This is a genomic window from Saccharopolyspora endophytica, from assembly GCF_018070075.1.
GTDB lineage: Bacteria > Actinomycetota > Actinomycetes > Mycobacteriales > Pseudonocardiaceae > Saccharopolyspora > Saccharopolyspora endophytica.
Genome location: NZ_JAGPXE010000002.1, coordinates 183,630 through 204,932, shown reverse-complemented (window position 1 = coordinate 204,932; position 21,303 = coordinate 183,630). Strand labels below are relative to the sequence as shown.

Sequence of the window (21,303 nt, the reverse complement as noted above, 5' to 3'; positions counted from 1 at the left end):
CCGTCCGAAACCGCCTAGGAGGCCCAGTTGCCGGAGCAGCCATCCGCCAGCGAGCTCGCCGAGAAGGTGCTGGCGCACCCGTCGGTGGCGCGGCTGGCCGGCGGCGAGTTCGGGGAGATCACGTCCTATTTCCCCGGCCACCGCGTCACCGGTGTGCGGATGCCCGAGGACGGGGGCGTGGAGATCGGCGTGGTGGTGCGCCTCGACCAGCCGGTCGGCACGACCATCGCCGAACTGCGCGACTCGCTGGCCGGGACGCTGGGCGAAACCCGGGTGGACATCTACGTGTCCGACGTGGAAACCGCCGAAGATCCGCCGGAACCGGCATGATGGGCCGGTCCCGCCTGGAGGCGCAGAATGGTGGATGTGCCGCACGATCCGGCGACGCGCGCCGAGATCCGCGCGTTCATCCGGGCGAATCACCCGGACGTGGGAGGGGACCCGGAGGCGTTCGCCGCCGGGCTCGCTCGGCTGCGCGGCAGGACCGCCGATCCCCGGTTCGACGCGCCGATCGTGGTGGAGACCAGGCCGAGCGGAGTCCGGGGCCTGCTGCACCGCGTCCGATGCCGGTGGCGACGCCGCCACGCACCTCCCCGCGTTCGATGACCCGTTCGTGCAACAGCCCGTTTCTTCACAGGAGGCATCGGAGATGAATGCGACGCAGACCGGACTGATCGCCGGGCTGATCCTCGGCACCGCCGCGGCGGTCGGCGGGTTCAGCGGGTTCTTGATCGCCCTGCTGATCGGCATTGTGGGGCTGGTCATCGGCCGGATCCTCGACGGCGAGCTGGAGGTCGGCGATCTGCTCGGCCGCTCCAAGGACCGTCGATGACCGCAGCCGCGACCAAGCCGGAGGAGTCCACCTCCGACGAAGCGCTGGAGGAGCGCGGCGACCTGCACATCAACCGCTCGGTGCTGCGCAAGATCGCCGAGCACGCCGCCGACGTCGACCCGGGCAGCGCGCGCAGCGGCCGCAAGCACGCGGCCGGTGCCGAGATCAGCGGCCCGGACGACGCGTTGCGGGTCCGGCTGACCGTGGCGCTGCGCTACCCGAACCCGGTGCGCGACACCGTCGCCTCGATGCGCGAGCGGGTCGAGGCCGAGCTGTCCCGCATCGCGGGCTGCACGGTGCGCAGCGTCGACGTGACCGTGTCCGGGCTGGTCCCACCGGCCGCGGCACCCCGGGTGGAGTGAGCGATGCGCCTGTTCGTACGACTGATCACCGCCGTGGCCGGCATCGTCCTCGCCGCCGCCGGAGCGCTGCTGACCATCGAGTCGGTGTGGCCGCTGATCCGGCCGGGCGGCCGCGGCCTCATCCTCGGTCCGGCCGCGGTGCGCGATGCGCTGGCCGGGTTCTCGTGGAACGACGTGCCGGTGCGGCTCATGGCCTGCGCGCTGATCGTGCTCGGCCTGGTGCTGCTGATCGCCGGGATGAGCGCGGGGCACCGGGAGATCCGGCTGCACGACCCGGCTCCCGAGGTCACCGTGACCACCGACCGCCGTTCGCTCGCGCGGCTGGTCGGGCACCAGGTCCGCGACCAGGACGGTGTCGCGGGCGCGACCGTCACCGCCGGCGCGAAGCGGGTCCGCGTCAAGGCCACCTCGCGCTTCCGGGAAACCGGTGACCTGCGAGGGCGGCTGACCGAGACCGCCGAGCACGCCGTCGGTGACCTTCCGCTGCCCAGCACGCCCAAGGTGCAGGTGTCGCTGGCCACGCCCAAGGAGCGCCGATGAGCGAGATCAAGCCGAGCAGCACTCCGATCGGTCGCGGCGCGGGGTTCGAACGCGGCGCCGTGACCCTGTTGGGCCTGCTGTCGCTGCTGGTGGGCGCCGCCGCGATCGTCGTGGGTTCCGGGGTGCTGGGCGTGTTCCGCGCGCAGCGGCCGGTGGCCGATCCGCTGGTGGTGCAGTGGGTGCAGGCCAACTCGCGGCTGGCCGCGGTGATCGGCATCGTCGCCGGGCTCGTGCTGTTCGTGCTGGGCCTGTGGTGGCTGGTGCGCGCGCTGCGGCCCGAGCAGCGGCCGGACTTCCGCCTGGAGCGCTCCGACTCGGGCGACCTCGACGTGACGGCCGGGGCGCTGTCCGACGCCGTGCGGGCCGATGCCGAGCAGGTCCAGGGCGTCAAGCGGGCCCGGGTGCGGATGGCCGGCACCGACCGCTCGCCGTCGCTGCGCCTGACGCTGTCGCTGCAGGAGGGCACCAACGTCCGGCACGTGTGGGAGGAGCTGGACGAGAAGGTCCTCGCCCGCGCCCGCCAGGCGCTGGGACGGGAGACTCTGCCCACGGCCATCCGGCTGCGACTGGACCGCGCTCCCAAGCAACGCGTTCAGTAGGAGGCCGTCGTGCTGCCGCTGCACCCGCCGGTGAAACCGATGCTGGCCAGTCCGGTCGACGGCGTGCCGCGCCGCGAGGGCCTGCTGTTCGAGCCGAAGTGGGACGGCTTCCGCTGCCTGGCGTTCGTCGATCCCGGCAGTCCGGTGCTGCTGCAGTCGCGCACCGGGCGCGGGCTGGAGCGCTACTTCCCCGAGGTGCAGGCGACGCTCGCCCAGCAGCTGGAGCGCCCGGCGGTGCTCGACGGGGAGCTGGTGGTGATCCACCACGACTCCGACGGGGACCGGCTCGACTGGAACCTGCTCAGCGAGCGGATCCACCCCGCTGCCAGCCGGGTCAAGGCGCTCGCCGAGCGCACCCCGGCGACCTTCATCGCCTTCGACCTGCTGGCGCTGGACGACCAGGACCTCACCGGATCGGCCCAGTCCGAACGCCGCTCGCTGCTCGCCGACCTGGGGCTGGACCGCCCGGGTCTGCGCACCACCCCAGCCACCGAGGATCCGGAGCTGGCCGAGGAGTGGTTCCGGCTGTTCGAGGGCGCCGGGCTGGACGGCATCATCGCCAAGCCCCTCGACGGCCGGTACGTGCCGGGCAAGCGGACGATGCTCAAGATCAAGCACTCGCGCACCGTCGACTGCGTGGTCGCCGGGCTCCGCTGGCACGCCAACACCGAACCCGGCACCGCGGTCGGGTCGTTGCAGCTGGGGCTGCACGACGAGCACGGGGTGCTGCACCACGTCGGCGTCGTCGGTTCGTTCTCCGCCGCGCGCAGGCGTGAGCTGGCCGGGGAGCTCAGCGAGCTGATCACCGAGGGCGAGCACCCGTGGGTGGGCGAGAACGCGACCGGGCGGCGGCTGCCCGGGTCGGTGAACCGCTGGAACAGCAACGAGCAGCCGTGGGTGCCGCTGCGCCCGGAGCGGGTCGTGGAGGTCTCCTACGACCACACCGAAGGCGGGCATCCGGCCCGGTTCCGGCACACCACGCAGTTCGTGCGCTGGCGTCCCGACCGGGACCCGGAGTCCTGCGACTACGCCCAGCTGGACGAGCCGATGCGCTACGACCTCGACTCGGTGCTGTTCGGCGCAGTGCACCGCACGGATCGTTCGAGCGGGTAACGTCCGCTCCCGTGGCAGAGCGGATTGCGGTGATCGGTTCAGGTGGTATCGGCGGGGTGATCGCCGAAGCGGCGCACGCCGCAGGCCACGAGGTGACGATGTGCGTGCGCACCCCGTTCGAGCGGCTGGTGGTGGACGCGCCCGACGGGCCGGTGGAGGTCCCGGTGTCGGTGGCGACCGATCCGGGTGCCGTCGGCGGGTTCGACTGGATCGTGCTGACGACCAAGGTCCACGACGTGCCGAGCACGGCTCCCTGGCTGCGCGAGCTCGACGACGGGCGCACACCCCTGGTGGTCGTGCAGAACGGTGTCGCGCACCGCGAGTCGGTCGCCGAGCTGCGGCTGCAGGCTCCCGTGCTGCCCGCGCTGATCTACGTCGGAGCCGAGCGGACCAGCCCCGGCCGCGTGGTGCGCCGGTCCCCGGCCACCGTGCAGGTCCCCGCGGGCGATCTCGGTTCCCGGTTCGTGTCGATGCTGGCGGGCTCGGCGCTGAAGCTGCGCGAGACCCACGACTTCCACACCGCGGCCTGGCGCAAGATGCTCACCAACGTCGCTCCGAACCCGATCACCGCGCTGACCCTGCGCCGCCTGGACGTGCTCGCCGACGCCGAGGTCCAGGAACTCTGCGCGGGCATCCTCACCGAGGCGATCGCGGTCGCCCAGGCCGAGGGGGCCTCGCTGACGCAGCAGGACGCGGACAAGGTCCTGGCCGACTACACGGCCCAGATGCCGCCGACCAACGGAACCTCGATGCTCTACGACCGCCTCGCCGGTCTCCCCCTGGAGCACGAGCACATCACCGGAACTCTCGTCCGGGCGGCCGACCGCCACGACATCCCGGTCCCCCTCAACCGCACGCTCCTGACCCTCCTCCGCGCGATCAAGCCCAACCCCTGACCCAACACCGCCGCGTCCCCCGCACCCGGGCATGTCGTCGCAGCTCAGCGCCGTGGCCGGGATGCCATTTCGAATTTCGCGCGAAATTCGAATTTTGTCGCTCGGCCGGGCTAATTCGCGGGTGGGTCGCTTGACTCGGGGGTTGTGCGGGTGGTCGCGACCGAGCCGACGGAGGCGATGACGACGCAGCAGATGGCCAGCCACTGCCAACCGGTCAGGAGCTCGCCGAGGACCACCAGGCCGGCGAGGGCCGCGACGGCGGGTTCGGTGCTCATCAAGATGCCGAAGACGCGGGCCGGCATCCGGCGGAGCGCTTCGAGTTCGAGCGTGTAGGGCACCACCGAGGACATCAGCGCGACCACCAGCCCGATGATCAGCACCGTCGGGCTCAGCAGGGCGGGTCCGGAGTCGAACGCACCGATGGGCAGCGCGACCAGGGCGCCGAAGGCCATCGCCAGCGCCAGCCCGGAGGTTCCGGTGGTGCGGCTGCCGAGCTTGGCGCCGAGCAGGATGTACCCGGCCCAGCAGACCCCCGCGGCCAGCGCGAACGCGACGCCGACCCAGTCGAGGCCTCCTTCGACGCGGGACAGCAGGAACACGCCGGTTCCGGCCAGCAGCGCCCACACGACATCGAGCTTGCGGTGCGAACCGAACAGCGCCACCGTCAGCGGCCCGAGGAACTCGATGGTCACCGCAGCGCCCAGCGGAATCCGCTCGAACGCCTGGTAGATGCACATGTTCATGCCGGCGAGCACCAGCCCGTACCCGGCGATGACGCGCAGCGTCGGCCAATCCAGCCGCAACGACGGGCGGAACACCGCCAGCAGGATCAGCGCGGCGAACACCAGCCGCAGCAGCACCACGCCCGAGGCCCCGGCGACGCTGAACAGCTGCTTGGCGAACGCGGCGCCCACCTGCACGCTGACCACGCCGACCAGCACCATCATCGGCGGCGGCACGGCTCCCAGCGCAGCGGCCGACACCCGGCTCGCGCTCCACCGACGTTCGTCTCCCGGCCCCCAGGCGACCTGCACAACGCTCCTTCACGGCTCAAACGGCAACGACCAGCACGCTATCCCAGCGAACACCCGACCAGAACGAGCGCCGGAGGTGCTCCTGGGCACCCTGCGGGAGCGCACCGGACCCTCGCATCCGGAGCCGGGTGCGACTTCCGCTGACCACGGAGAACCAGCCGACGACCGTGCGCGGAACGTCCCCTAACCGAGGTCACACGTCGATCATGGGATGCTGCGTAGCACGTTCGCCGGTCGACTAGGAGTTCTTGTGCCGCGCACCATCAACCGGGCCGGGGCCGCGCTGCTGCCGTTGCTGCTGCTGGTGGTCGCCGGTTGTTCGGTCGGGCCGTCCCAGCGCCCCGCGGTCGCCTACCACGACAGCGAGCAGCAGGTGGCGCCCGCGCCGCAGCCGCCGAAGCCGCGGCCCGTGCCGCCGCTGGGCGCCGCTCCCAACGACGCGCTGAACTGGCAGGACTGCACCGACCAGACCCGCGCTGAGCTGGGAGCCTTGCCGCCCGGCCTGACGTTCTCCTGCTCCCGCCTGCTCTCCACGCTCGACGCACCGGAGGCCCCGGAGCGGGGCACCGCGCGCAACTCGTTGATCCGCACGGGCTCGGGCCGGGTCCCGCTGGTGGTCGTGGGCGATGTCGGCGGCGAGCCCGGCACGACCTTCGCCGCGCGGATGGCCACGCAACTGCCGCCGGAGATCCGCAACACCTTCGACATCATCGGCATGGACCGGCGAGGCACCGGCGAGTCGGAACCCGCCGACTGCGTTCCGCCGCAGCAGCGCGAGGAGGTCCTGGGCTTCGATCCGCGCGCGACCCAGCGAGCGGATCTGGACCGGCTGCTGGAGTCGGTGCTGTCGGCCAGCCAGGAGTGCCTGCTCAAGCTCGACGAGCGACTGCAGGCCTACGACACCTGGCGCACCGCCTCCGACCTGGAAGAACTCCGCCTGGAACTGGGCGTGCCGAGGCTGCACGCGATCGGCCGCGGCGAGGCCGGGCGGCTGCTGACGACCTACGCCGAGCGGTACCCCGGCGGGGTCGGGCGGTTCGTGATCGACGGCGCCCCGGACCCGACGCGCGACTCGATGGGGCAGGCCGAGTACCAGGCGCAAACCGCCGAGCAGACCTTCGACGTCTTCGCCGCCGACTGCGTCAGCCGCAACTGCCCGCTCGGGCCGAATCCCCGGCAGACCGTCAGCGACCTGGTCGAGCGCACCCGGAACGCCCCGCTGCCCGCGCCGGGCACGTCCGTGTCGGCGGGCCGGGTCATGCAGGCGGTGCTGCAGGGGCTCTCCGACCGCAACGGCTGGCCCGCGCTGGCGGAGGCGCTGGCGGCGGGCGGCCGCGGTGACGGCACGCGCCTCGCCGAGCTCACCGCCCCGCTGGTCGCCCCGCAGGGCGTGAACCCGCCGTGGTTCGACGGCGACCTGATCACCAGCTGCAACGACACGACGTTGCGCGTCCCGCCGCAGCGCAGCAGCGAGATCGCGCAGGACTGGGTGAACCGCTTCCCGCTGTTCGGCGGGGTCGCGGCGCAGCGCGTGGTGTGGTGCGGGTCGTGGCCGGTTCCGCAGCAGCCGCTGCCGACTCCTCGCCGCGCGGATCTGCCGCCGATCCCGGTGATCACCACGGCCCACGATCCGCGGGCGCTGGCGCTGGGCACCGATCACCTGGCCGACGAGCTGCCGACCGGGGTGTCGATGCGCTGGCAGGGCGCCGGGCACGGAGCGATCACCCGCTCGACGTGCGTCACCGACGCGATCAGCCGATTCCTGGTGCAGGGGGTCGTGCCCACCGAGGGCATGGCCTGCCCGGAGTGATCCCGCAACACCCCGGGCAAGCCACCGCCGCTTCAGCCGCAGCTGGAGCAGCAGCCACAGGAAGGACCGCTGCAGCTGCCGCAGCAGCTGCAACCGCCCTGGTGCGGTGCGTCGGTGCCGACCATCTCCGACCTCCGATCGGTGTTGGATACCAGCACCGTCCGATGTTCCTCGCCGATCCAACCACCCGAACACCGCTGCACGAGCGAACCGACGTCGCCCGAGGAGCGGAATCCGGCGGCTGCGATCAGTGACCGGACGAGGTCGTCGGGTCGATCATCCGAGGTGGGCGTACTGGTACTCGTGCGGGGACGGCTGCGTGGACGACACCGCGCCGTTGCCCACCATCGCGAGAGCGCCGAGCACGATGAACACGATCAGCAGGATCCGCCCGCCCCGGGACATCACCAGCGGTCGCGTGCCGGCCGGGACCTCAGCGACCTCGCCCTCCTCGCGGGCGTCGCCGAACAGCCGCTTCGGGTAGGCGCCGGTGAGCAGGTAGATGTAGGCGTTGGTGCGCATCGAGTAGCGCAGGGCGGCCACCGAGGCGTCGAAGATCGGTCGCGGGTTGCGGCCCATGACCAGGATGATCAGCCACAGGAAGAACGCCAGGACGCCGAACCCCCACGAGGTCACCGCGGCCACGATCGCCGCCGGGATCAGCAGGACGAACCGGAACAGCACCGCCCAGCGATTGAGCGAACCCGGCCGGATCTCGACGTCGACCGGGAACTGCGGATCTCCCACGACGAACGGCGGGTAGCGGTCGACCAGCAGCCACGCGGAGGCTCCGACCCGCGTGCTGTAGGAGATGTAGAGGGTGAGGAACCCGGAGATCCACTCGGGAAGCCTGCCCAGGACCAGCGCGGCGAACCAGCCGATGAACACCACCACGGCCGCCGCGATGCCCAGCGCCCACAGCACGATGAAGTGCGGGACGAGCAGCAGCATCCGCAGCAGCACGGTCCAGCGGCGGTGCCGCTGCGGTGGCGTGACCAGCAGTTCCGGCAGGAACCGGCCGTCCTCGACTGCGGCTGACTCGCTCAATGCCACCCTCCCGGCGCTCCACGATGAATTCTTCCCAGCCTAGGCGGTTCGCCTGCGGCGGCGAGCGCTCTTGCCCTGGTCGGCCCCACTCCATTCGGTGAACTCGGCGATTCCGCTCGCCGCTGATGAGGCGATACGGTGTGCCGATGCAGCGCCGTGAATCCGAGGAGCCGGCCCGCTTCGGCGACCTGGACGACCTCGATCAGAACGATCCCGAGGTCCGCGCCTTCGCCGAGCACCGCGCGCGGATGGACCGGCCGAATTCCGAGGCCACGGTCGAGGGCATGCTGCGCGGGGTGGACGAGTTCGCCCAGAGCGCCAACCGCACCGGAGGCCACCGCAGGCTGGTGGCGGTGATCGTCGTCGTGCTGATCCTGTTCGGCGTGCTGTTCACAGTCTGGAACGCGGTGGCCTACATGCTCGGGGTCTTCTTCGGCTGATCGTGGCCTGGGCCTCGATCGGACCGGGCGACTTAGCAATCGATCTTCGATCGCATTAGCGTGGAAGCATGGATCCGGTTGCAGGCACTCCCAAGGTCACCAAGAGCGAGCAGGAGTGGCGGGAGCAGCTCACCCCGAACGAGTTCGCGGTGCTGCGCCAGTCCGCCACCGAACCCGCGTGGGTGGGCGAGTACGTCGACACCAAGACCACGGGCGTCTACGAGTGCCGGGGCTGCGGAGCGGAGCTGTTCCGCAGCGAGACCAAGTTCGAGTCGCACTGCGGCTGGCCGTCGTTCTACGACCCGAGCGACTCCGACGCGGTGATCGTCCGCGAGGACCGCAGCATGGGCATGGTCCGCACGGAGGTCCTCTGCGCCTCCTGCCACGGTCACCTCGGCCACGTCTTCACCGGCGAGGGCTACGCGACGCCCACCGACCAGCGCTACTGCATCAACTCGATCGCCGTCCGCCTCGTCGAGAGCTGACCCGCGACAGCAGAAGGCCCAGCACTCCGGGAGTGCTGGGCCTTCGCGCTCGATGCGTCAGGGAAGCCGGGTGACGAGGTCTCCGACCTCGACTCGGTGCCCGGTGTAGAACGGGATCTCCTCGCGGACGTGCAGGCGGGCCTCCGTGCCGCGCAGGTGGCGCATCAGGTCGACGATGCGGTGCAGCTCGTCGGCCTCGAAGGCGAGCATCCACTCGTAGTCGCCCAGCGCGAAGGACGCGACGGTGTTGGCGCGCACGTCCGGGTAGTCGCGGGCTTCCTTGCCGTGGTCGGCGAGCATCTTGCGGCGCTCGTCGTCGGGCAGCAGGTACCACTCGTAGGACCGCACGAAGGGGTACACGCAGATGTACTTCTTCGGGTCCTCACCGGCCATGAACGCCGGGATGTGGCTCTTGTTGAACTCCGCGGGGCGGTGCAGCGCCACGTTGCTCCACACCGGCTCGGAGGACTGACCGAGCGGGGTTTCGCGGCGGAACCCGGTGTAGGCGGCCTGCACGGCCTCGATCTCCTCCGCGTGCCACCAGATCATGAAGTCCGCGTCGGCGCGCAGGCCGGACACGTCGTAGACACCGCGCACCACGACACCGGATTCCGCCAGCGAGTCCAGGTACTCCTGGGTCACCTGCGCGGCCTTGGCCCGGTCCTCGGGCAGGGTCCCCTGCTCGATCCGGAAGACCGACCACATGGTGTAGCGGATGGTGTCGTTGAGCTCGTCGTAATTCAGCCGCGCCATGCCTTCATGGTCCCACTGCTCAGCGCCCGGGCTGCACCAGGTCCCGCGTGATGCTGGTCGCTGCCGCCTCACCGGTCGCCACGCACGCGGGCACACCGACCCCGTGCAGCGCGGCTCCCGCGATCGCCAGGCCCGGAACCCCGGCCACCTCGCGTTCCACGTCGGCGACCAGGTCCAGGTGCCCGACGCCGTACTGAGGCAGCCCGCCTCCCCAGCGCAGCACCGCCGAATCCACGGGTTCGGCTGTGATCCCGGTCAGCTCGGCCAGGTCCGCGCGGACGCGGCGCAGCAGTTCCTCGTCGTCCAGCCGGAGGTCCTCGGTCTCGCCGAAGCGGCCGACCGAACCGCGCAGCAGCACCTCTTCCCCGGAACCGCGCAGGTGCGGCCACTTGTTGCTGGAGAAGGTGAACGCCTTGGCGGTGAACGGGGTTCCGCCGGAGTGCCGCTCGCCCCGCGCGATCAGCGCACCGGAGGCCGGAGTGCCGTCGTGCTCGGGCGGCTGCGTGCCGGGCGGCAGCGCGAGACCGACCACGACCATCGACGCCAGTTCGACCTCGGCGAGCTTCGCGGCGGCAGCGGGAACGGGGCCCTGCAACAGCTTCCGAGCTGCGGGTGCCGGGACCGCGAGCACCACGGCGTCGACGTCGAGGTGCTCCGGCGCGGGCGCCGAACCGATCTCCAGCCGCCAGCCCTCGCCGGTGCGGACCAGCGCGCGCACCGGCAGACCGAGCCGCACCTCGACGTCGGCGGCGATCAGCAGCCGGTCGAGCAGCTCTCGGTAGCCGTCCCGGAAGGCGCCGAAAACGGGTTGCGGCGCACCGGGTTTCGGCGTCGGCAGCGCAGCGCGGGCGGCCGCGGTGATCCAGCCCGCGCCGTCGTCGAGGGCCTTGGCCAGGGCGGGAACCGTCGCGCGCAGGCCCAGCCGGTTGGCGTCCCCGGCGTAGACGCCGCCGAGCAGCGGCTCCACCAGCCGGTCGACGACCTCGTCACCGACGCGGGCGCGCAGCAGGTCGCCGACCGAGATGTCCGCGCCGCCCAGCTCGATCGGCGGCATGTCGGCTTCGGCTCGCACGGCGGCGATCCCGGCGCCGGAGAGCACGCCGGCGACCGAATCGGCCTCGGCGGGAACGCCCATCACCGTGCCGCCGGGCAACCGCTGGGTCCGCCCACCGGCCCGAACGGTCGCGACCGCACCGGCCGGGTGCACGACATCGGTGCGCACGCCCAGTTCCTCGGCCAGGTTCAGCACCTCGGGCCGACGGGCGAGGAACGCCTCGGCGCCCAGGTCGTAGGGGCGTCCGGCGAGTTCGACGGTGCGCAGCTTCCCGCCGAGGCGGGAGGTCTGCTCCACCAGCACGATCTCGGCTTCGGCGCCCAGCTCGCGGCGGAGCCGGTGGGCGGCGGCCAGTCCGGCGACACCGCCCCCGACGACCGCGACGCGCCCGGCCATCAGCGCTGCGCGGTCGCGGTGTGCACCAGCTCGACGACCCGGGTCAGGATCTCCGGATCGGTGGTCGGCAGCACGCCGTGGCCGAGGTTGAAGATGTGCCCGCCCGCTTCGCGGCCCTCCTCGAGGATGCGGTGCACCTCGCGCTCGACGGCTTCCCAGCCGGCGAACAGCACGGCCGGGTCGAGGTTGCCCTGCACGACCGGCTTGGCCGCGCCCGGCTCAGCGGCGCCCAGGCGGGCGACGGCGGTGTCCAGCGGAACGCGCCAGTCCACGCCGACCACGTCGGGTCCGGCGTTGCGCATCGCGCCCAGCAGCTCACCGGTGCCGACCCCGAAGTGGATCCGCGGCACGTCGGAGATCTCGGCGACGCCCTCGAAGATGCGGCGGCTGTGCGGCAGCACGAACTCGCGGTAGTCGCGCAGCGAGAGCGCGCCCGCCCACGAGTCGAACAGCTGGATGGCGTCGACGCCCGCGTTCAGCTGCACCCGCAGGAACTCCAGCGTGGTGTCGGCGAGCTTCTCCAGCAGCGCGTGCCAGGTCTTGGGGTCGGAGTGCATGAGCGCCTTGGTGCGCTCGTGGTTGCGGCTCGGGCCGCCCTCGACGAGGTAGGAGGCGAGCGTGAACGGCGCACCGGCGAAACCGATCAGCGGCGTGCTCCCGAGCTCCTTCACCAGCAGGCCCACGGCCTCGGCGACCGGCGCGACCTGCTCGGCGTCCAGCGACGGCAGCGCTTCGACGTCGGACGGCCCGCCGATCGGGTTGCTGACCACCGGGCCGGTCCCGGCCACGATGTCCAGCCCGACGCCCGCGGCGTAGAGCGGGAGCACGATGTCGCTGAACAGGATCGCGGCGTCCACCCCGTGCCGGCGGACCGGCTGCATGGTGATCTCGCTGACCAGCTCCGGGGTCAGGCACGCCTGCAGCATCGGGGTGCCCTCGCGCACCTGGCGGTACTCGGGCAGGGAACGCCCCGCCTGCCGCATGAACCACACCGGCGTGTGCCGGGGCTTCCCACCACGTGCGGCCACGAGCAGAGGTGCGTCGGCGAGGTCCCGGCGAGTGGAGACCGGAGCGGAGTTCGTCATCGAAGGGTGTCCGTACGTCGAATCGTCGGATCCCGGTGCGGTCTGCGGGCTACCTGGAACGGATCTGCCACGACGGACTGCCGGGCTGGCTCCGGCAATCTTCGCACGATGCCCGCGCTCCCACTCCAAGCGCCCGCTCCTCCACGGCGTGCCTCCACCCACGCGCCGGGGTGGGCCCTTAGAGTCGTCGGCGTGACGGAGATGTCGGCGGCGCCCGAAGTTTTCCGGCAGGCGGTTGCCGCGTTGACGTCGCCTCAGCCGCGTGCGGAGATCGAGCTCAGCGAAGTCGGTCCCCCCAAGCGCTTGGCCCCCTGGGCCCACGCGCTGGCCGCGGAGGCGAACGGACCGGCCGGTGAGCTGGCGACCGCGCGTTTCGTGCTCCTCTACGACCCGGAAGGCCAGGAGGCCTGGGACGGCGTGCTGCGGCTGGTGGTCTACCTGCGGGCCGAGCTCGACCCCGAAGTGGCCGACGACCCGCTGCTGCCCGCGGTCGGTTGGTCGTGGCTGACCGACGCCCTGGAGAACGCGGGCGCGTCGTTCACCGCCCTGGGCGGCACGGTGACGCTGACGTCCTCGGCGCGGTTCGGCGACATCGCCGGGCCCTCGCGCAGTCACGATCTGGAGTTGCGCGGGTCGTGGACGCCGAAACCCTCGGTGTTCGGCTCCGAGGAAGTCGATCTCGCACCGCATGCGGATGCATTCCACGAACTCATGGCAAGTGCGGCCGGGCTTCCGCCGGAAGGCGTTGCGCTACTCGGCAGGCGACCGAACGGCGCAATGCGGCAGGACTGATCGGGGTCCCCCGATCATCGGCTGCGACAGGTAGGCCCAGCGCGTAGCGTTGAGGCGGGACTTCGCTCCCGCAGACCCCTCGAATGCGACACGCCGGGGCGCGACACGCCGATGTCCGATTTTCATTCGCGAAGTTCGTTCAGCTCCGGTGAAGTGCTTGTCGAAGCAAGATTTTCACCATACGCATTCGAAATATGTCGCATGGCCACGCTCCGCCGTTACGGTCGTCGCTCTGAGTCACCCAAAAGAGCGACAAAACCATGCGCTCGTCACAACTCGATCGGGATAGATACCCGATTGATCGTCCCGCTGACCCGCTTGGGCGGTTACGCTCACCCCGACGACACCACTTTCGGTCGATCAGTGGCGCGGCTGATTGGTCGAGAGTCCCGGTGCCGGTCGGGGGGCACGACCGACTCCAGGGAGGTAGTGACGTGGCTGCCGTCGGCTTAGGTCAGGCCGCTCGAACCACGCCTGCCGGCGCTTTGCCGGCCAACATGGTCCCGCACCCGCGGGAAGAGCTGTTCACGGTGCTCGTGGTGGATGACCATCCGCTGCTCCGAGAGGCGATCGCCGCTCGGTTGCTGCAGATGGGCGCCGGCACGGTGCACGAGGCCGCATCCATGGCCGAAGCCAGAGCTCGCGCTCTGGCGACCGGTCCGTGCGACCTCGCGATTCTCGATCTCGGACTCCCAGACGGGACCGGCATCGAACTGGTTACCGAACTCCGGAGCCAGGGCTGGCCGCGGATCGTGGTGCTCGCTTCGTCCGATGACCCCTATGCGGTCCGGGCCGCCTTCCAGGCAGGTGCGCAGGCGTACCTGTTGAAGTCGGCCTCGCCCATGGTGGTCACCGACGGCGTGCGCCGCGTGCTCGACGGCGGTGTGTACGCCGATCCCAGCGTGGCTCCGGTGCTCGCCGCCGGAACCCGCGTGCCGGGAACGGACAACACACCTCGCGAGCTGTCCGGGCGTGAGGTCGAGGTTCTCCAGTTGGTGGCCGATGGCCGCTCCAACAAGGAGATCGGCGAGGCCCTGAACCTTTCCGCGCTCACGGTGAAGTCTCACCTGTCGCGGATCGGGCGCAAGTTGGGCACTGGCGACCGGGCGCAGATGGTCGCACTGGCCATGCGCGCCGGCGTGATCCGGTGACGGATCGCTGAGAAAACACCAGCGCCGGGTCGGCCGGACCGACGACGTCGGGTGGACCAGCCACACGGGACGGGCCAAAGCACGTAAGGTCTGTTAGCCGTGGAAGCTGCAAGCCCCGAGACCGTCGGATCCGGCCGCCCGGAGCCGGTGTTGTTGACCGAACCCGTCGACGGCGTGCCGCCGGTGGTGGACACCCCGGCCGCGCTGGACGCGGCCGCAGAAGCGCTGGCCGCAGGCACCGGGCCGGTCGCGGTGGACACCGAGCGCGCCTCGGGTTACCGCTACTCGCAGCGCGCCTACCTGGTGCAGCTGCGTCGCGAGGGATCAGGCACCGTGCTGGTGGACCCGATCGCCCTCAAAGGCGCGCTCGACCCCTTGGTTCCGGCTCTGGCCGACACCGAATGGGTGTTGCACGCCGCATCCCAGGACCTCCCGTGCCTGGCCGAACTCGATCTGCACCCCTCCAGGCTCTTCGACACCGAACTGGCCGGCAGGCTCGCCGGGTTCGACCGGGTGTCGCTGGGCGCGCTGGTGGAGCGCATGCTCGGCTACCGGCTGGAGAAGGGCCACAGCGCCGCGGACTGGTCGAGACGGCCGTTGCCCGAGGACTGGCTGGTATACGCCGCGCTGGACGTGGAGCTGCTGGTCGCGCTGCGCGACGAGATGCACGCCGAACTCCAGCGCCAGGGCAAGCTGGACTGGGCCTTCGAGGAGTTCGAGGCCGTCCGCAACGCCGAACCCGCTCCCCCGCGCGCCGAGCCGTGGCGTCGGACCTCGGGAATCCACAAGGTGCGCAGCCCCCGGCAGCTGGCCGCGGTGCGAGAGCTGTGGCAGGCCAGGGACGAGTTCGCCCGCGAGCGCGACATCGCGCCGGGCCGCGTGCTGCCGGACTCCTCGATCGTGCTCGCGGCGCAGTCCAACCCCAAGTCCGAGGGCGATCTGGTGGCCATGCCGGTGTTCGGCGGACGTCAGCAGCGCAGGCGCGCCTCGATGTGGCTTCAGGCGCTGCGCGCCGCGCGGCGGCTCACCAACGAGGAGCTGCCCGCCGCGTCCACGCCGAACGAGGGCCCGCCGCCGACCAACCGCTGGTCGGACCGCGATCCCGCCGCCGCGGCGCGGCTCACCGCGGCCCGCGCGGCGTTGAACGAGATCGCCGAGGAGCACTCCCTGCCCGTGGAGAACCTGCTGCTGCCCGATCTGGTCCGACGCACCTGCTGGACGCCTCCAGAGGACCGCGATGTCCCGGCGGTCGTCGAGCTGCTGCGCGCCAAGGGCGCCCGCGAGTGGCAGATCACCCTCACCGCCGAAGCCCTCTCCAAGGCGCTGCACGCGACCCCGCCCGAGGACTCCTGAGGCAACGGGCGGTCTTGGTCCGAACCGTCCGCGATCGACGTCCGTTTCGCCCGGTCGGTTCGGGCCAGATCCGCCGAGCACGGGCTCGATTCCTCGGGAAGGATTCGGCTGCCGGGTCCGGGCTGGTCAGCATGTGAGACAACCGACAGGGGCGGGCACGTGGTTACCGGTGGGTAATAAGCGCTAGAGTGCGGTTACCGGTCGGTAAGGCGCCGCCCCTCGCGGACTCCGGCCGAGCACCATCCACCAAGCCAGTGAGGAGCACGCCGTGGCCGCACCTGCGTCGGCACCCGCCGACAGCCGCAGCCGCCCAGCGGTTCGGGACGTGGTCTTCGTCGACGGCGTACGCACGCCGTTCGGCAAGGCCGGTTCGAAGGGCCAGTACGCCCAGACGCGCGCGGACGACATGGTCGTCAAGGTCATCCGGGAACTGCTGCGCCGCCACCCCGAACTCCCGGCGGAGCGCATCGACGAGGTCGCCATCGCCGCGACCACCCAGATCGGTGACCAGGGCCTGACCATCGGCCGCACGGCGGCGCTGCTGGCCGGGCTGCCCAAGTCCGTGCCGGGCTTCGCCATCGACCGCATGTGCGCCGGCGCCATGACCGCCGTGACCACCGTGTCCAGCGGCATCGCCTTCGGCGCCTACGACGTCGTGATCGCAGGCGGCGTCGAGCACATGGGCAACCACCCGATGGGTGAGGGCGCCGACCCCAACCCGCGCTTCGTGTCCGACAAGATCGTCGACCCGTCCGCGCTGGTCATGGGCTCCACCGCCGAGAACCTGCACGACCGCTACCCGTCGCTGACCAAGGAGCGCACCGACGCGTACGCCGCCCTGAGCCAGCAGCGCTACGAAGAGGCGCAGAAGGCGGGCAAGATCAGCCCCGACCTGGTCCCGGTCTCCACCCGCTCCGACGAGGGCTGGGGCCTGGCGACCACCGACGAGCCGCCGCGCCCGGGCACCACGGTCGAGACCCTCGCCGGCCTCAAGACGCCGTTCCGCCCGCACGGCCGGGTCACCCCGGGCAACGCCGCCGGCCTCAACGACGGCGCCACCGGTGCCCTGCTGGCCGACGCCGAGACCGCCGAGGAACTGGGCCTGCCGATCGGCATGCGCCTGGTGGGCTACTCCTTCGCCGGTGTCGAGCCCGAGGTCATGGGCGTCGGACCGGTGCCGGCCACCGAGAAGGCCCTCAAGCGCGCCGGGCTGACCATCGACGACATCGGTCTGTTCGAGATCAACGAGGCCTTCGCCGTGCAGGTGCTGGCCTTCCTGGAGCACTTCGGCATCGCCGACGACGACCCGCGGGTCAACCCGTGGGGCGGCGCGATCGCCTGCGGCCACCCGCTGGCCTCCTCCGGCGTGCGGCTGATGACTCAGCTGTCCCGCCACTTCGAAGAGCACCCCGAGGTCCGCTACGGCATCACCACCATGTGCATCGGCATCGGCATGGGCGGAACGGTCATCTGGGAGAACCCGAACTACAACGCAGGAGGCGAGCAGTGACTGACTTCGCGGCGCTGTTCCCCGACGAGGTCGTGACCAAGGCGTTCACCCGCCTCGTCGACGTTCCCGGTCTGACCGGCAAGCTCGCGCTCATCACCATCGACAACGGCCACGACCACACCAAGCCGTCGACCTTCGGCCCGGGTGGTCTGAGCAGCCTGAACGCCGCGCTGGACGAGGCGTTCGCCGCCGAGCCGGCCGCGATCGCGGTCACCGGCAAGCCGTTCGTGTTCGCCGTCGGCGCGGACCTCACCGGCGTCGGCCAGGTGTCGCAGCGCGAGCACGCGCAGGCCATCGCGCAGACCGGCCACGACGTGTTCCGCCGGCTCACCGAGTCGACGATCCCGACGTTCGCCTTCGTCAACGGCGCCGCCCTCGGCGGTGGCCTGGAGCTGGCGCTGTCCTGCCACTACCGGACCGTCGCCTCCAACGCGGGCGCGATCGCGTTCCCGGAGTGCTACCTGGGCCTGTTCCCGGGCTGGGGCGGCACGCAGCTGCTGCCGAACCTCATCGGCCCGGACGCGGCCGTGACGGTGATCATCGAGAACGCGCTGAGCCAGAACAAGATGCTCAACCCGAAGAAGGGCCTGCAGCTGGGCATCTTCGACGAGCTGCTGGAAGGCGCGGACTTCCTCGAGGAGTCGCTGCGCTGGCTGGTCCGCGTGGTCAACGGTGACAAGACCGTCGAGCGCCCGGAGATCGACCGCGGCAAGGGCTGGGACGACGCGGTGGCGCGCGCCAAGCAGGTCGTCGAGTCCAAGACCAAGGGTGCCTCGCCCGCGGTCACCAAGACGGTCGAGCTCATCGAGCTGGCCCGCAACAACGACATCGACGCCGGCTACGCCGCCGAGACCGAGGCGCTGACCGACGCGCTGATGTCCGACGAGCTGCGCGCCGGGCTGTACTCGTTCGACCTGGCCCAGAAGCGCGCCAAGCGCCCGGCCGGTGCGCCGGACAAGGGCCTGGCCCGTCCGGTGAACAAGGTCGGCGTGGTCGGTGCCGGTCTGATGGCCGGTCAGCTGGCGCTGCTGTTCGTGCGCCGCCTGCAGGTGCCGGTGGTCATCACCGACATCGACCAGGAGCGCATCGACAAGGGCGTGGCCTACATCCACGGCGAGATCGACAAGCTCGCCGGCAAGGGCCGCCTGTCGCCGGACGCCACCAACCGCCTCAAGGCGCTGGTGACCGGCGAGCTGGACAAGAAGGCCTTCGCCGACGCCGACTTCGTCATCGAGGCCGTCTTCGAGGAGATGACGGTCAAGCAGAAGGTCTTCGCCGAGCTGGAGGAGCACGTCTCCCCCGAGGCGATCCTCGCGACCAACACCTCCTCGCTGTCGATCACCGAGATGGCGTCGAAGCTGAAGAACCCGGAGCGGGTCGTCGGCTTCCACTTCTTCAACCCGGTCGCGGTGCTGCCGCTGCTGGAGATCGTGCGCGGCGAGAAGACCGACGACGCGTCGCTGGCCACCGCCTTCGCGGTCGGCAAGAAGCTGAAGAAGTCCTCGGTGCTGGTCAAGGACGCTCCGGCGTTCGTGGTGAACCGGCTGCTGACCCGCTTCATGGGCGAGATCATCGCCGCCGTCGACGAGGGCACGCCCTTCGAGGTGGCCGACAACGCCCTCGAAGAGCTCGGTCTGCCGATGAGCCCGATGGTGCTGCTGCAGCTGGTCGGCCCGGCCGTCGCCCAGCACGTCAACGGCACCATGAACGCGGCGTTCCCGGACCGGTTCGGCATCAGCGAGAACCTGCAGCGGTTCGTCGACGAGGGCAAGACCGCGGTGTGGACGTTCGACGAGTCCGGCAACACCGTCGTCGACCCCGAGGTCGCCGAGCTGTGGAAGTCGGGAGACAAGCCCTCCACCAGCGAGGAGGTCCGCGACCGCGCGCTCAACGCGCTGGCCGAGGAGATCCGGATCATGCTGGACGAGGGCGTCGTCGCCGAGGCGCAGGACATCGACCTGTGCATGCTCCTCGGCGCGGGCTGGCCGTTCTGGCTGGGCGGCATCACGCCGTTCCTGGACCGCTCCGGCGTGTCCGAGAAGGTCAACGGCAAGCGGTTCCTCGCCCCGGGCGTGGCGTCCCTGCCCGCCTGACCCGAGCAACCCGGAACGGGGGCCGGAGCACGCGCTCCGGCCCCCGTTCCTCGTTCACGGCCTCAGGGTGCGGCGGGGAGCTGGATCGTGATCGCGAGGCCGCCCTCGGGCAGCGCGGTGGCGTGGATGTTGCCGTGGTGGGCCGTGGTGGCGGCCTGGACGATCGACAGGCCCAGCCCGGTGCCGTTGCGGGCGGTGCGCTGAACGCCGGCGCGGCGGAACGGCTCGAAGAGGGCGTTCACCGACTCCGGTGCGATCGCCGGGCCTGAGGACGCCACGCGCAGCGTCGTCCACCGCGGGTCGGCGCCGGTGCTGACCTCCACCCAGCCGCCCTCGACGTTGTGCCGGACCGCGTTCTCCAGCAGGTTTCCCGCCACCCGCTCCAGCAGCGCCGGATCTCCGACCGCGAAAGCGGGCTCGGTGCAACGCTGCACGCGCAACCCCCGCCTGCGGGCCTCGGGGTCGACCGCGCGCAGGGCCCGGCCGACGACGTCGGTGAGGTCGACCGGCTCGCGGACCGCCAGCTCCACACCCTCCGTGCGGGCCAGCAGCAGGAGCGCTTCCACGAGGCGTTCGGCGCGGGCCGTGGCCTCGCGGACGACGTCGGCCATCCGGCGCAGCTCGGCCTCGTCGGCGTGCGGGTCGGACAGGGTCACGTCGAGCTCGGTGCGCACCACCGACAACGGGGTGCGCAGCTCGTGGCTGGCGTTGGCGACGAAGCGGCGCTGGGCGTCGAAGGCCGCCTGCAGGCGGTCCAGCATGGCGTCGAAGGTGTCGGCGAGCCTGGCCACCTCGTCGCGGGGTCCGCTGAGCGCGATCCGCTCGTCCAGCGACTCCGCCGACAGCCGCTGCGCGGTCTCGGTGACGTCCTGCAGCGGTCGCAGCATCCGGCCGGTGACCAGCCAGGCCAGCAGCGCGGCGGCGACCACCACCGCGACGAACGCCGGCCCGCCGATCAGCAGGACCTGCTCGCGGGCCGAATCGCGCAGCGCGGCACCGAGCAGCTCGGCGGGCACGTCCACTCCCCCGACCCGCACCGGTGTGCCGGCGGGCAGCCGCGGCACCGCGGCGACGACGTTGCCGACCAGCACCCAGCCCAGCCAGAGCAGCACCGCGCTGACCAGCGCGACCAGCGACGTCGCCAGCAGCGTCAGCCGGAGCCGCAATCCCGGTCCGCGCCGGGTGAGCGCTCCCACGATCAGTCCCTGGCGTGTTCGGCGCGAGCCGCGGAGGGCACCCGGTAGCCGGAGCCGACCACGGTCTCGATGACGCCCGGCTCCCCCAGCTTCTTGCGCAAGGTCATCATCGTGACCCGCACGGTGGTGGTGAACGGGTCGGCGTTTTCGTCCCAGACCCGCTCCAGCAGCTCCTCGGAGCTGACCACAGCGCCACCGGCCGACAGCAGCACCTCCAGCACGCCGAGCTCCTTGCGGGTCAGCTCGATCTCGGCTCCGGAACGGGTGACGGTGCGGCGGGCCGGATCCAGCTCCAGGTCCTCGGCCGTCAGCAGCGGCGGTTGAGCGGGCGTGGCGCGGCGGCCCAGCGCACGCACCCGGGCGATGAGCTCGGGGAACGCGAAGGGCTTGGCGAGGTAGTCGTCGGCGCCCAGCGACAGCCCCGCGACGCGGTCGGCGACCGTGCCCGAGGCGGTCAGCATGATCACCCTGGTCAGCTCGCCGGAACCGACCAGGTCGCGGCACAGGTCATCACCGGACATGCCGGGCAGGTCGCGGTCGAGCACGACGACGTCGTAGCGGGTGATCGCGGCCTTCTCCTGGCCGCTCTCGCCGTCGTAGGCGACGTCGACGGCCATGCCGTCGCGCCGCAGCCCTCGCGCCACCGCATCGGCCAGCGGCTTCTCGTCCTCCACGACCAGGATTCGCACGAATCCACCCTGCCACAGCACAGGCGGGCACCCGCCGAGGTCAGGGCCGGGTGCCCGGATTTCAGCGGAAATC

Annotated in this window: 23 protein-coding genes; 16 read left to right on the top strand and 7 right to left on the bottom strand. The window is 71.4% G+C overall.

Annotated features, from left to right (window positions below):
* Positions 1-27: 27 nt before the first annotated feature.
* The 8 genes from KBO27_RS05085 to KBO27_RS05050 are packed head-to-tail and all read left to right on the top strand — an operon-like array spanning position 28 to position 4,342.
* On the top strand, positions 28-330 hold the full coding sequence (locus KBO27_RS05085) for a hypothetical protein (protein ID WP_210968787.1): 303 nt from the start codon (positions 28-30) through the stop codon (positions 328-330).
* 27 nt (positions 331-357) lie between these two features.
* Complete coding sequence (locus tag KBO27_RS05080) at positions 358-606, top strand: hypothetical protein (protein WP_210968786.1); 249 nt, start codon at positions 358-360, stop codon at positions 604-606.
* A 43-nt stretch (positions 607-649) separates the two neighbouring features.
* Positions 650-832 carry a hypothetical protein gene (locus tag KBO27_RS05075; RefSeq protein ID WP_210968785.1) on the top strand — a complete coding sequence of 61 codons (183 nt, stop codon included), beginning with the start codon at positions 650-652 and terminating at the stop codon, positions 830-832.
* On the top strand, positions 829-1,194 hold the full coding sequence (locus KBO27_RS05070) for an Asp23/Gls24 family envelope stress response protein (RefSeq protein ID WP_210968784.1): 366 nt from the start codon (positions 829-831) through the stop codon (positions 1,192-1,194). Before KBO27_RS05075 ends, KBO27_RS05070 begins: the two co-directional genes overlap by 4 nt.
* A 3-nt stretch (positions 1,195-1,197) precedes the next feature.
* Entirely contained in the window at positions 1,198-1,734 is a 537-nt protein-coding gene (locus KBO27_RS05065) for a DUF6286 domain-containing protein (RefSeq protein ID WP_210968783.1), read from the top strand.
* A complete protein-coding gene (gene amaP, locus KBO27_RS05060) occupies positions 1,731-2,333 on the top strand; it encodes an alkaline shock response membrane anchor protein AmaP (protein WP_210968782.1) in 603 nt (200 codons plus the stop codon). Before KBO27_RS05065 ends, amaP begins: the two co-directional genes overlap by 4 nt.
* Positions 2,334-2,342: 9 nt before the next feature.
* Positions 2,343-3,446 carry an ATP-dependent DNA ligase gene (locus KBO27_RS05055; RefSeq protein WP_210968781.1) on the top strand — a complete coding sequence of 368 codons (1,104 nt, stop codon included), beginning with the start codon at positions 2,343-2,345 and terminating at the stop codon, positions 3,444-3,446.
* Between the two features lie 11 nt (positions 3,447-3,457).
* Complete coding sequence (locus tag KBO27_RS05050; protein ID WP_307870242.1) at positions 3,458-4,342, top strand: 2-dehydropantoate 2-reductase; 885 nt, start codon at positions 3,458-3,460, stop codon at positions 4,340-4,342.
* A gap of 110 nt (positions 4,343-4,452) precedes the next feature.
* On the opposite strand, the gene KBO27_RS05045 is transcribed toward KBO27_RS05050, so the two are convergent.
* Positions 4,453-5,325: an EamA family transporter gene (locus KBO27_RS05045; protein WP_372448824.1), complete on the bottom strand. Its 873-nt coding sequence runs from the start codon at positions 5,323-5,325 to the stop codon at positions 4,453-4,455.
* A 301-nt stretch (positions 5,326-5,626) separates the two neighbouring features.
* On the opposite strand from KBO27_RS05045, the gene KBO27_RS05040 reads away from it, so the two are divergent.
* The gene (locus KBO27_RS05040; RefSeq protein ID WP_210968780.1) at positions 5,627-7,186 is read left to right on the top strand and encodes an alpha/beta fold hydrolase; all 1,560 of its coding nucleotides are present in this window, start codon (positions 5,627-5,629) and stop codon (positions 7,184-7,186) included.
* Positions 7,187-7,462: 276 nt separating this feature from the next.
* On the opposite strand, the gene KBO27_RS05035 is transcribed toward KBO27_RS05040, so the two are convergent.
* A complete protein-coding gene (locus KBO27_RS05035) occupies positions 7,463-8,233 on the bottom strand; it encodes a DUF4389 domain-containing protein (protein ID WP_246536309.1) in 771 nt (256 codons plus the stop codon).
* 146 nt (positions 8,234-8,379) lie between these two features.
* Between KBO27_RS05035 and KBO27_RS05030 the strand changes: the two genes are divergently transcribed.
* Both KBO27_RS05030 and msrB read left to right on the top strand, forming a co-directional pair.
* Positions 8,380-8,673, top strand: coding sequence for a hypothetical protein (locus KBO27_RS05030; protein ID WP_210968779.1), 294 nt, complete (start codon positions 8,380-8,382; stop codon positions 8,671-8,673).
* Between the two features lie 68 nt (positions 8,674-8,741).
* Positions 8,742-9,158, top strand: coding sequence for a peptide-methionine (R)-S-oxide reductase MsrB (gene msrB / locus KBO27_RS05025; RefSeq protein WP_132620210.1), 417 nt, complete (start codon positions 8,742-8,744; stop codon positions 9,156-9,158).
* A gap of 57 nt (positions 9,159-9,215) precedes the next feature.
* On the opposite strand, the gene hemQ is transcribed toward msrB, so the two are convergent.
* The 3 genes from hemQ to hemE are packed head-to-tail and all read right to left on the bottom strand — an operon-like array spanning position 9,216 to position 12,446.
* Positions 9,216-9,911, bottom strand: coding sequence for a hydrogen peroxide-dependent heme synthase (gene hemQ, locus KBO27_RS05020; RefSeq protein ID WP_210968778.1), 696 nt, complete (start codon positions 9,909-9,911; stop codon positions 9,216-9,218).
* Positions 9,912-9,930: 19 nt separating this feature from the next.
* Positions 9,931-11,361: a protoporphyrinogen oxidase gene (hemG, locus tag KBO27_RS05015; RefSeq protein ID WP_210968777.1), complete on the bottom strand. Its 1,431-nt coding sequence runs from the start codon at positions 11,359-11,361 to the stop codon at positions 9,931-9,933.
* Positions 11,361-12,446, bottom strand: coding sequence for a uroporphyrinogen decarboxylase (gene hemE, locus KBO27_RS05010; protein ID WP_132672652.1), 1,086 nt, complete (start codon positions 12,444-12,446; stop codon positions 11,361-11,363). Before hemE ends, hemG begins: the two co-directional genes overlap by 1 nt.
* A gap of 192 nt (positions 12,447-12,638) precedes the next feature.
* Here hemE and KBO27_RS05005 point away from each other — a divergent pair, with 192 nt between their 5' ends.
* From KBO27_RS05005 to KBO27_RS04985, 5 genes are all read left to right on the top strand, one after another.
* Positions 12,639-13,238 carry a DUF3000 domain-containing protein gene (locus tag KBO27_RS05005; RefSeq protein ID WP_307870241.1) on the top strand — a complete coding sequence of 200 codons (600 nt, stop codon included), beginning with the start codon at positions 12,639-12,641 and terminating at the stop codon, positions 13,236-13,238.
* Between the two features lie 434 nt (positions 13,239-13,672).
* The gene (locus KBO27_RS05000) at positions 13,673-14,389 is read left to right on the top strand and encodes a response regulator (RefSeq protein ID WP_093264979.1); all 717 of its coding nucleotides are present in this window, start codon (positions 13,673-13,675) and stop codon (positions 14,387-14,389) included.
* A 99-nt stretch (positions 14,390-14,488) separates the two neighbouring features.
* Positions 14,489-15,742 (top strand): ribonuclease D, encoded by a 1,254-nt coding sequence (locus tag KBO27_RS04995; RefSeq protein WP_210968776.1) that lies wholly within the window; start codon positions 14,489-14,491, stop codon positions 15,740-15,742.
* Between the two features lie 268 nt (positions 15,743-16,010).
* The gene (locus tag KBO27_RS04990; RefSeq protein ID WP_210968775.1) at positions 16,011-17,252 is read left to right on the top strand and encodes a thiolase family protein; all 1,242 of its coding nucleotides are present in this window, start codon (positions 16,011-16,013) and stop codon (positions 17,250-17,252) included.
* Entirely contained in the window at positions 17,249-19,345 is a 2,097-nt protein-coding gene (locus KBO27_RS04985; protein WP_210968774.1) for a 3-hydroxyacyl-CoA dehydrogenase NAD-binding domain-containing protein, read from the top strand. Before KBO27_RS04990 ends, KBO27_RS04985 begins: the two co-directional genes overlap by 4 nt.
* Before the next feature lie 62 nt (positions 19,346-19,407).
* Here the strand turns inward: KBO27_RS04985 and KBO27_RS04980 are convergent, their stop codons facing one another.
* Both KBO27_RS04980 and KBO27_RS04975 read right to left on the bottom strand, forming a co-directional pair.
* Positions 19,408-20,541, bottom strand: coding sequence for a sensor histidine kinase (locus KBO27_RS04980; RefSeq protein WP_210968773.1), 1,134 nt, complete (start codon positions 20,539-20,541; stop codon positions 19,408-19,410).
* A gap of 2 nt (positions 20,542-20,543) precedes the next feature.
* Entirely contained in the window at positions 20,544-21,230 is a 687-nt protein-coding gene (locus KBO27_RS04975; RefSeq protein ID WP_210968772.1) for a response regulator transcription factor, read from the bottom strand.
* Between the last annotated feature and the right edge of the window lie 73 nt (positions 21,231-21,303).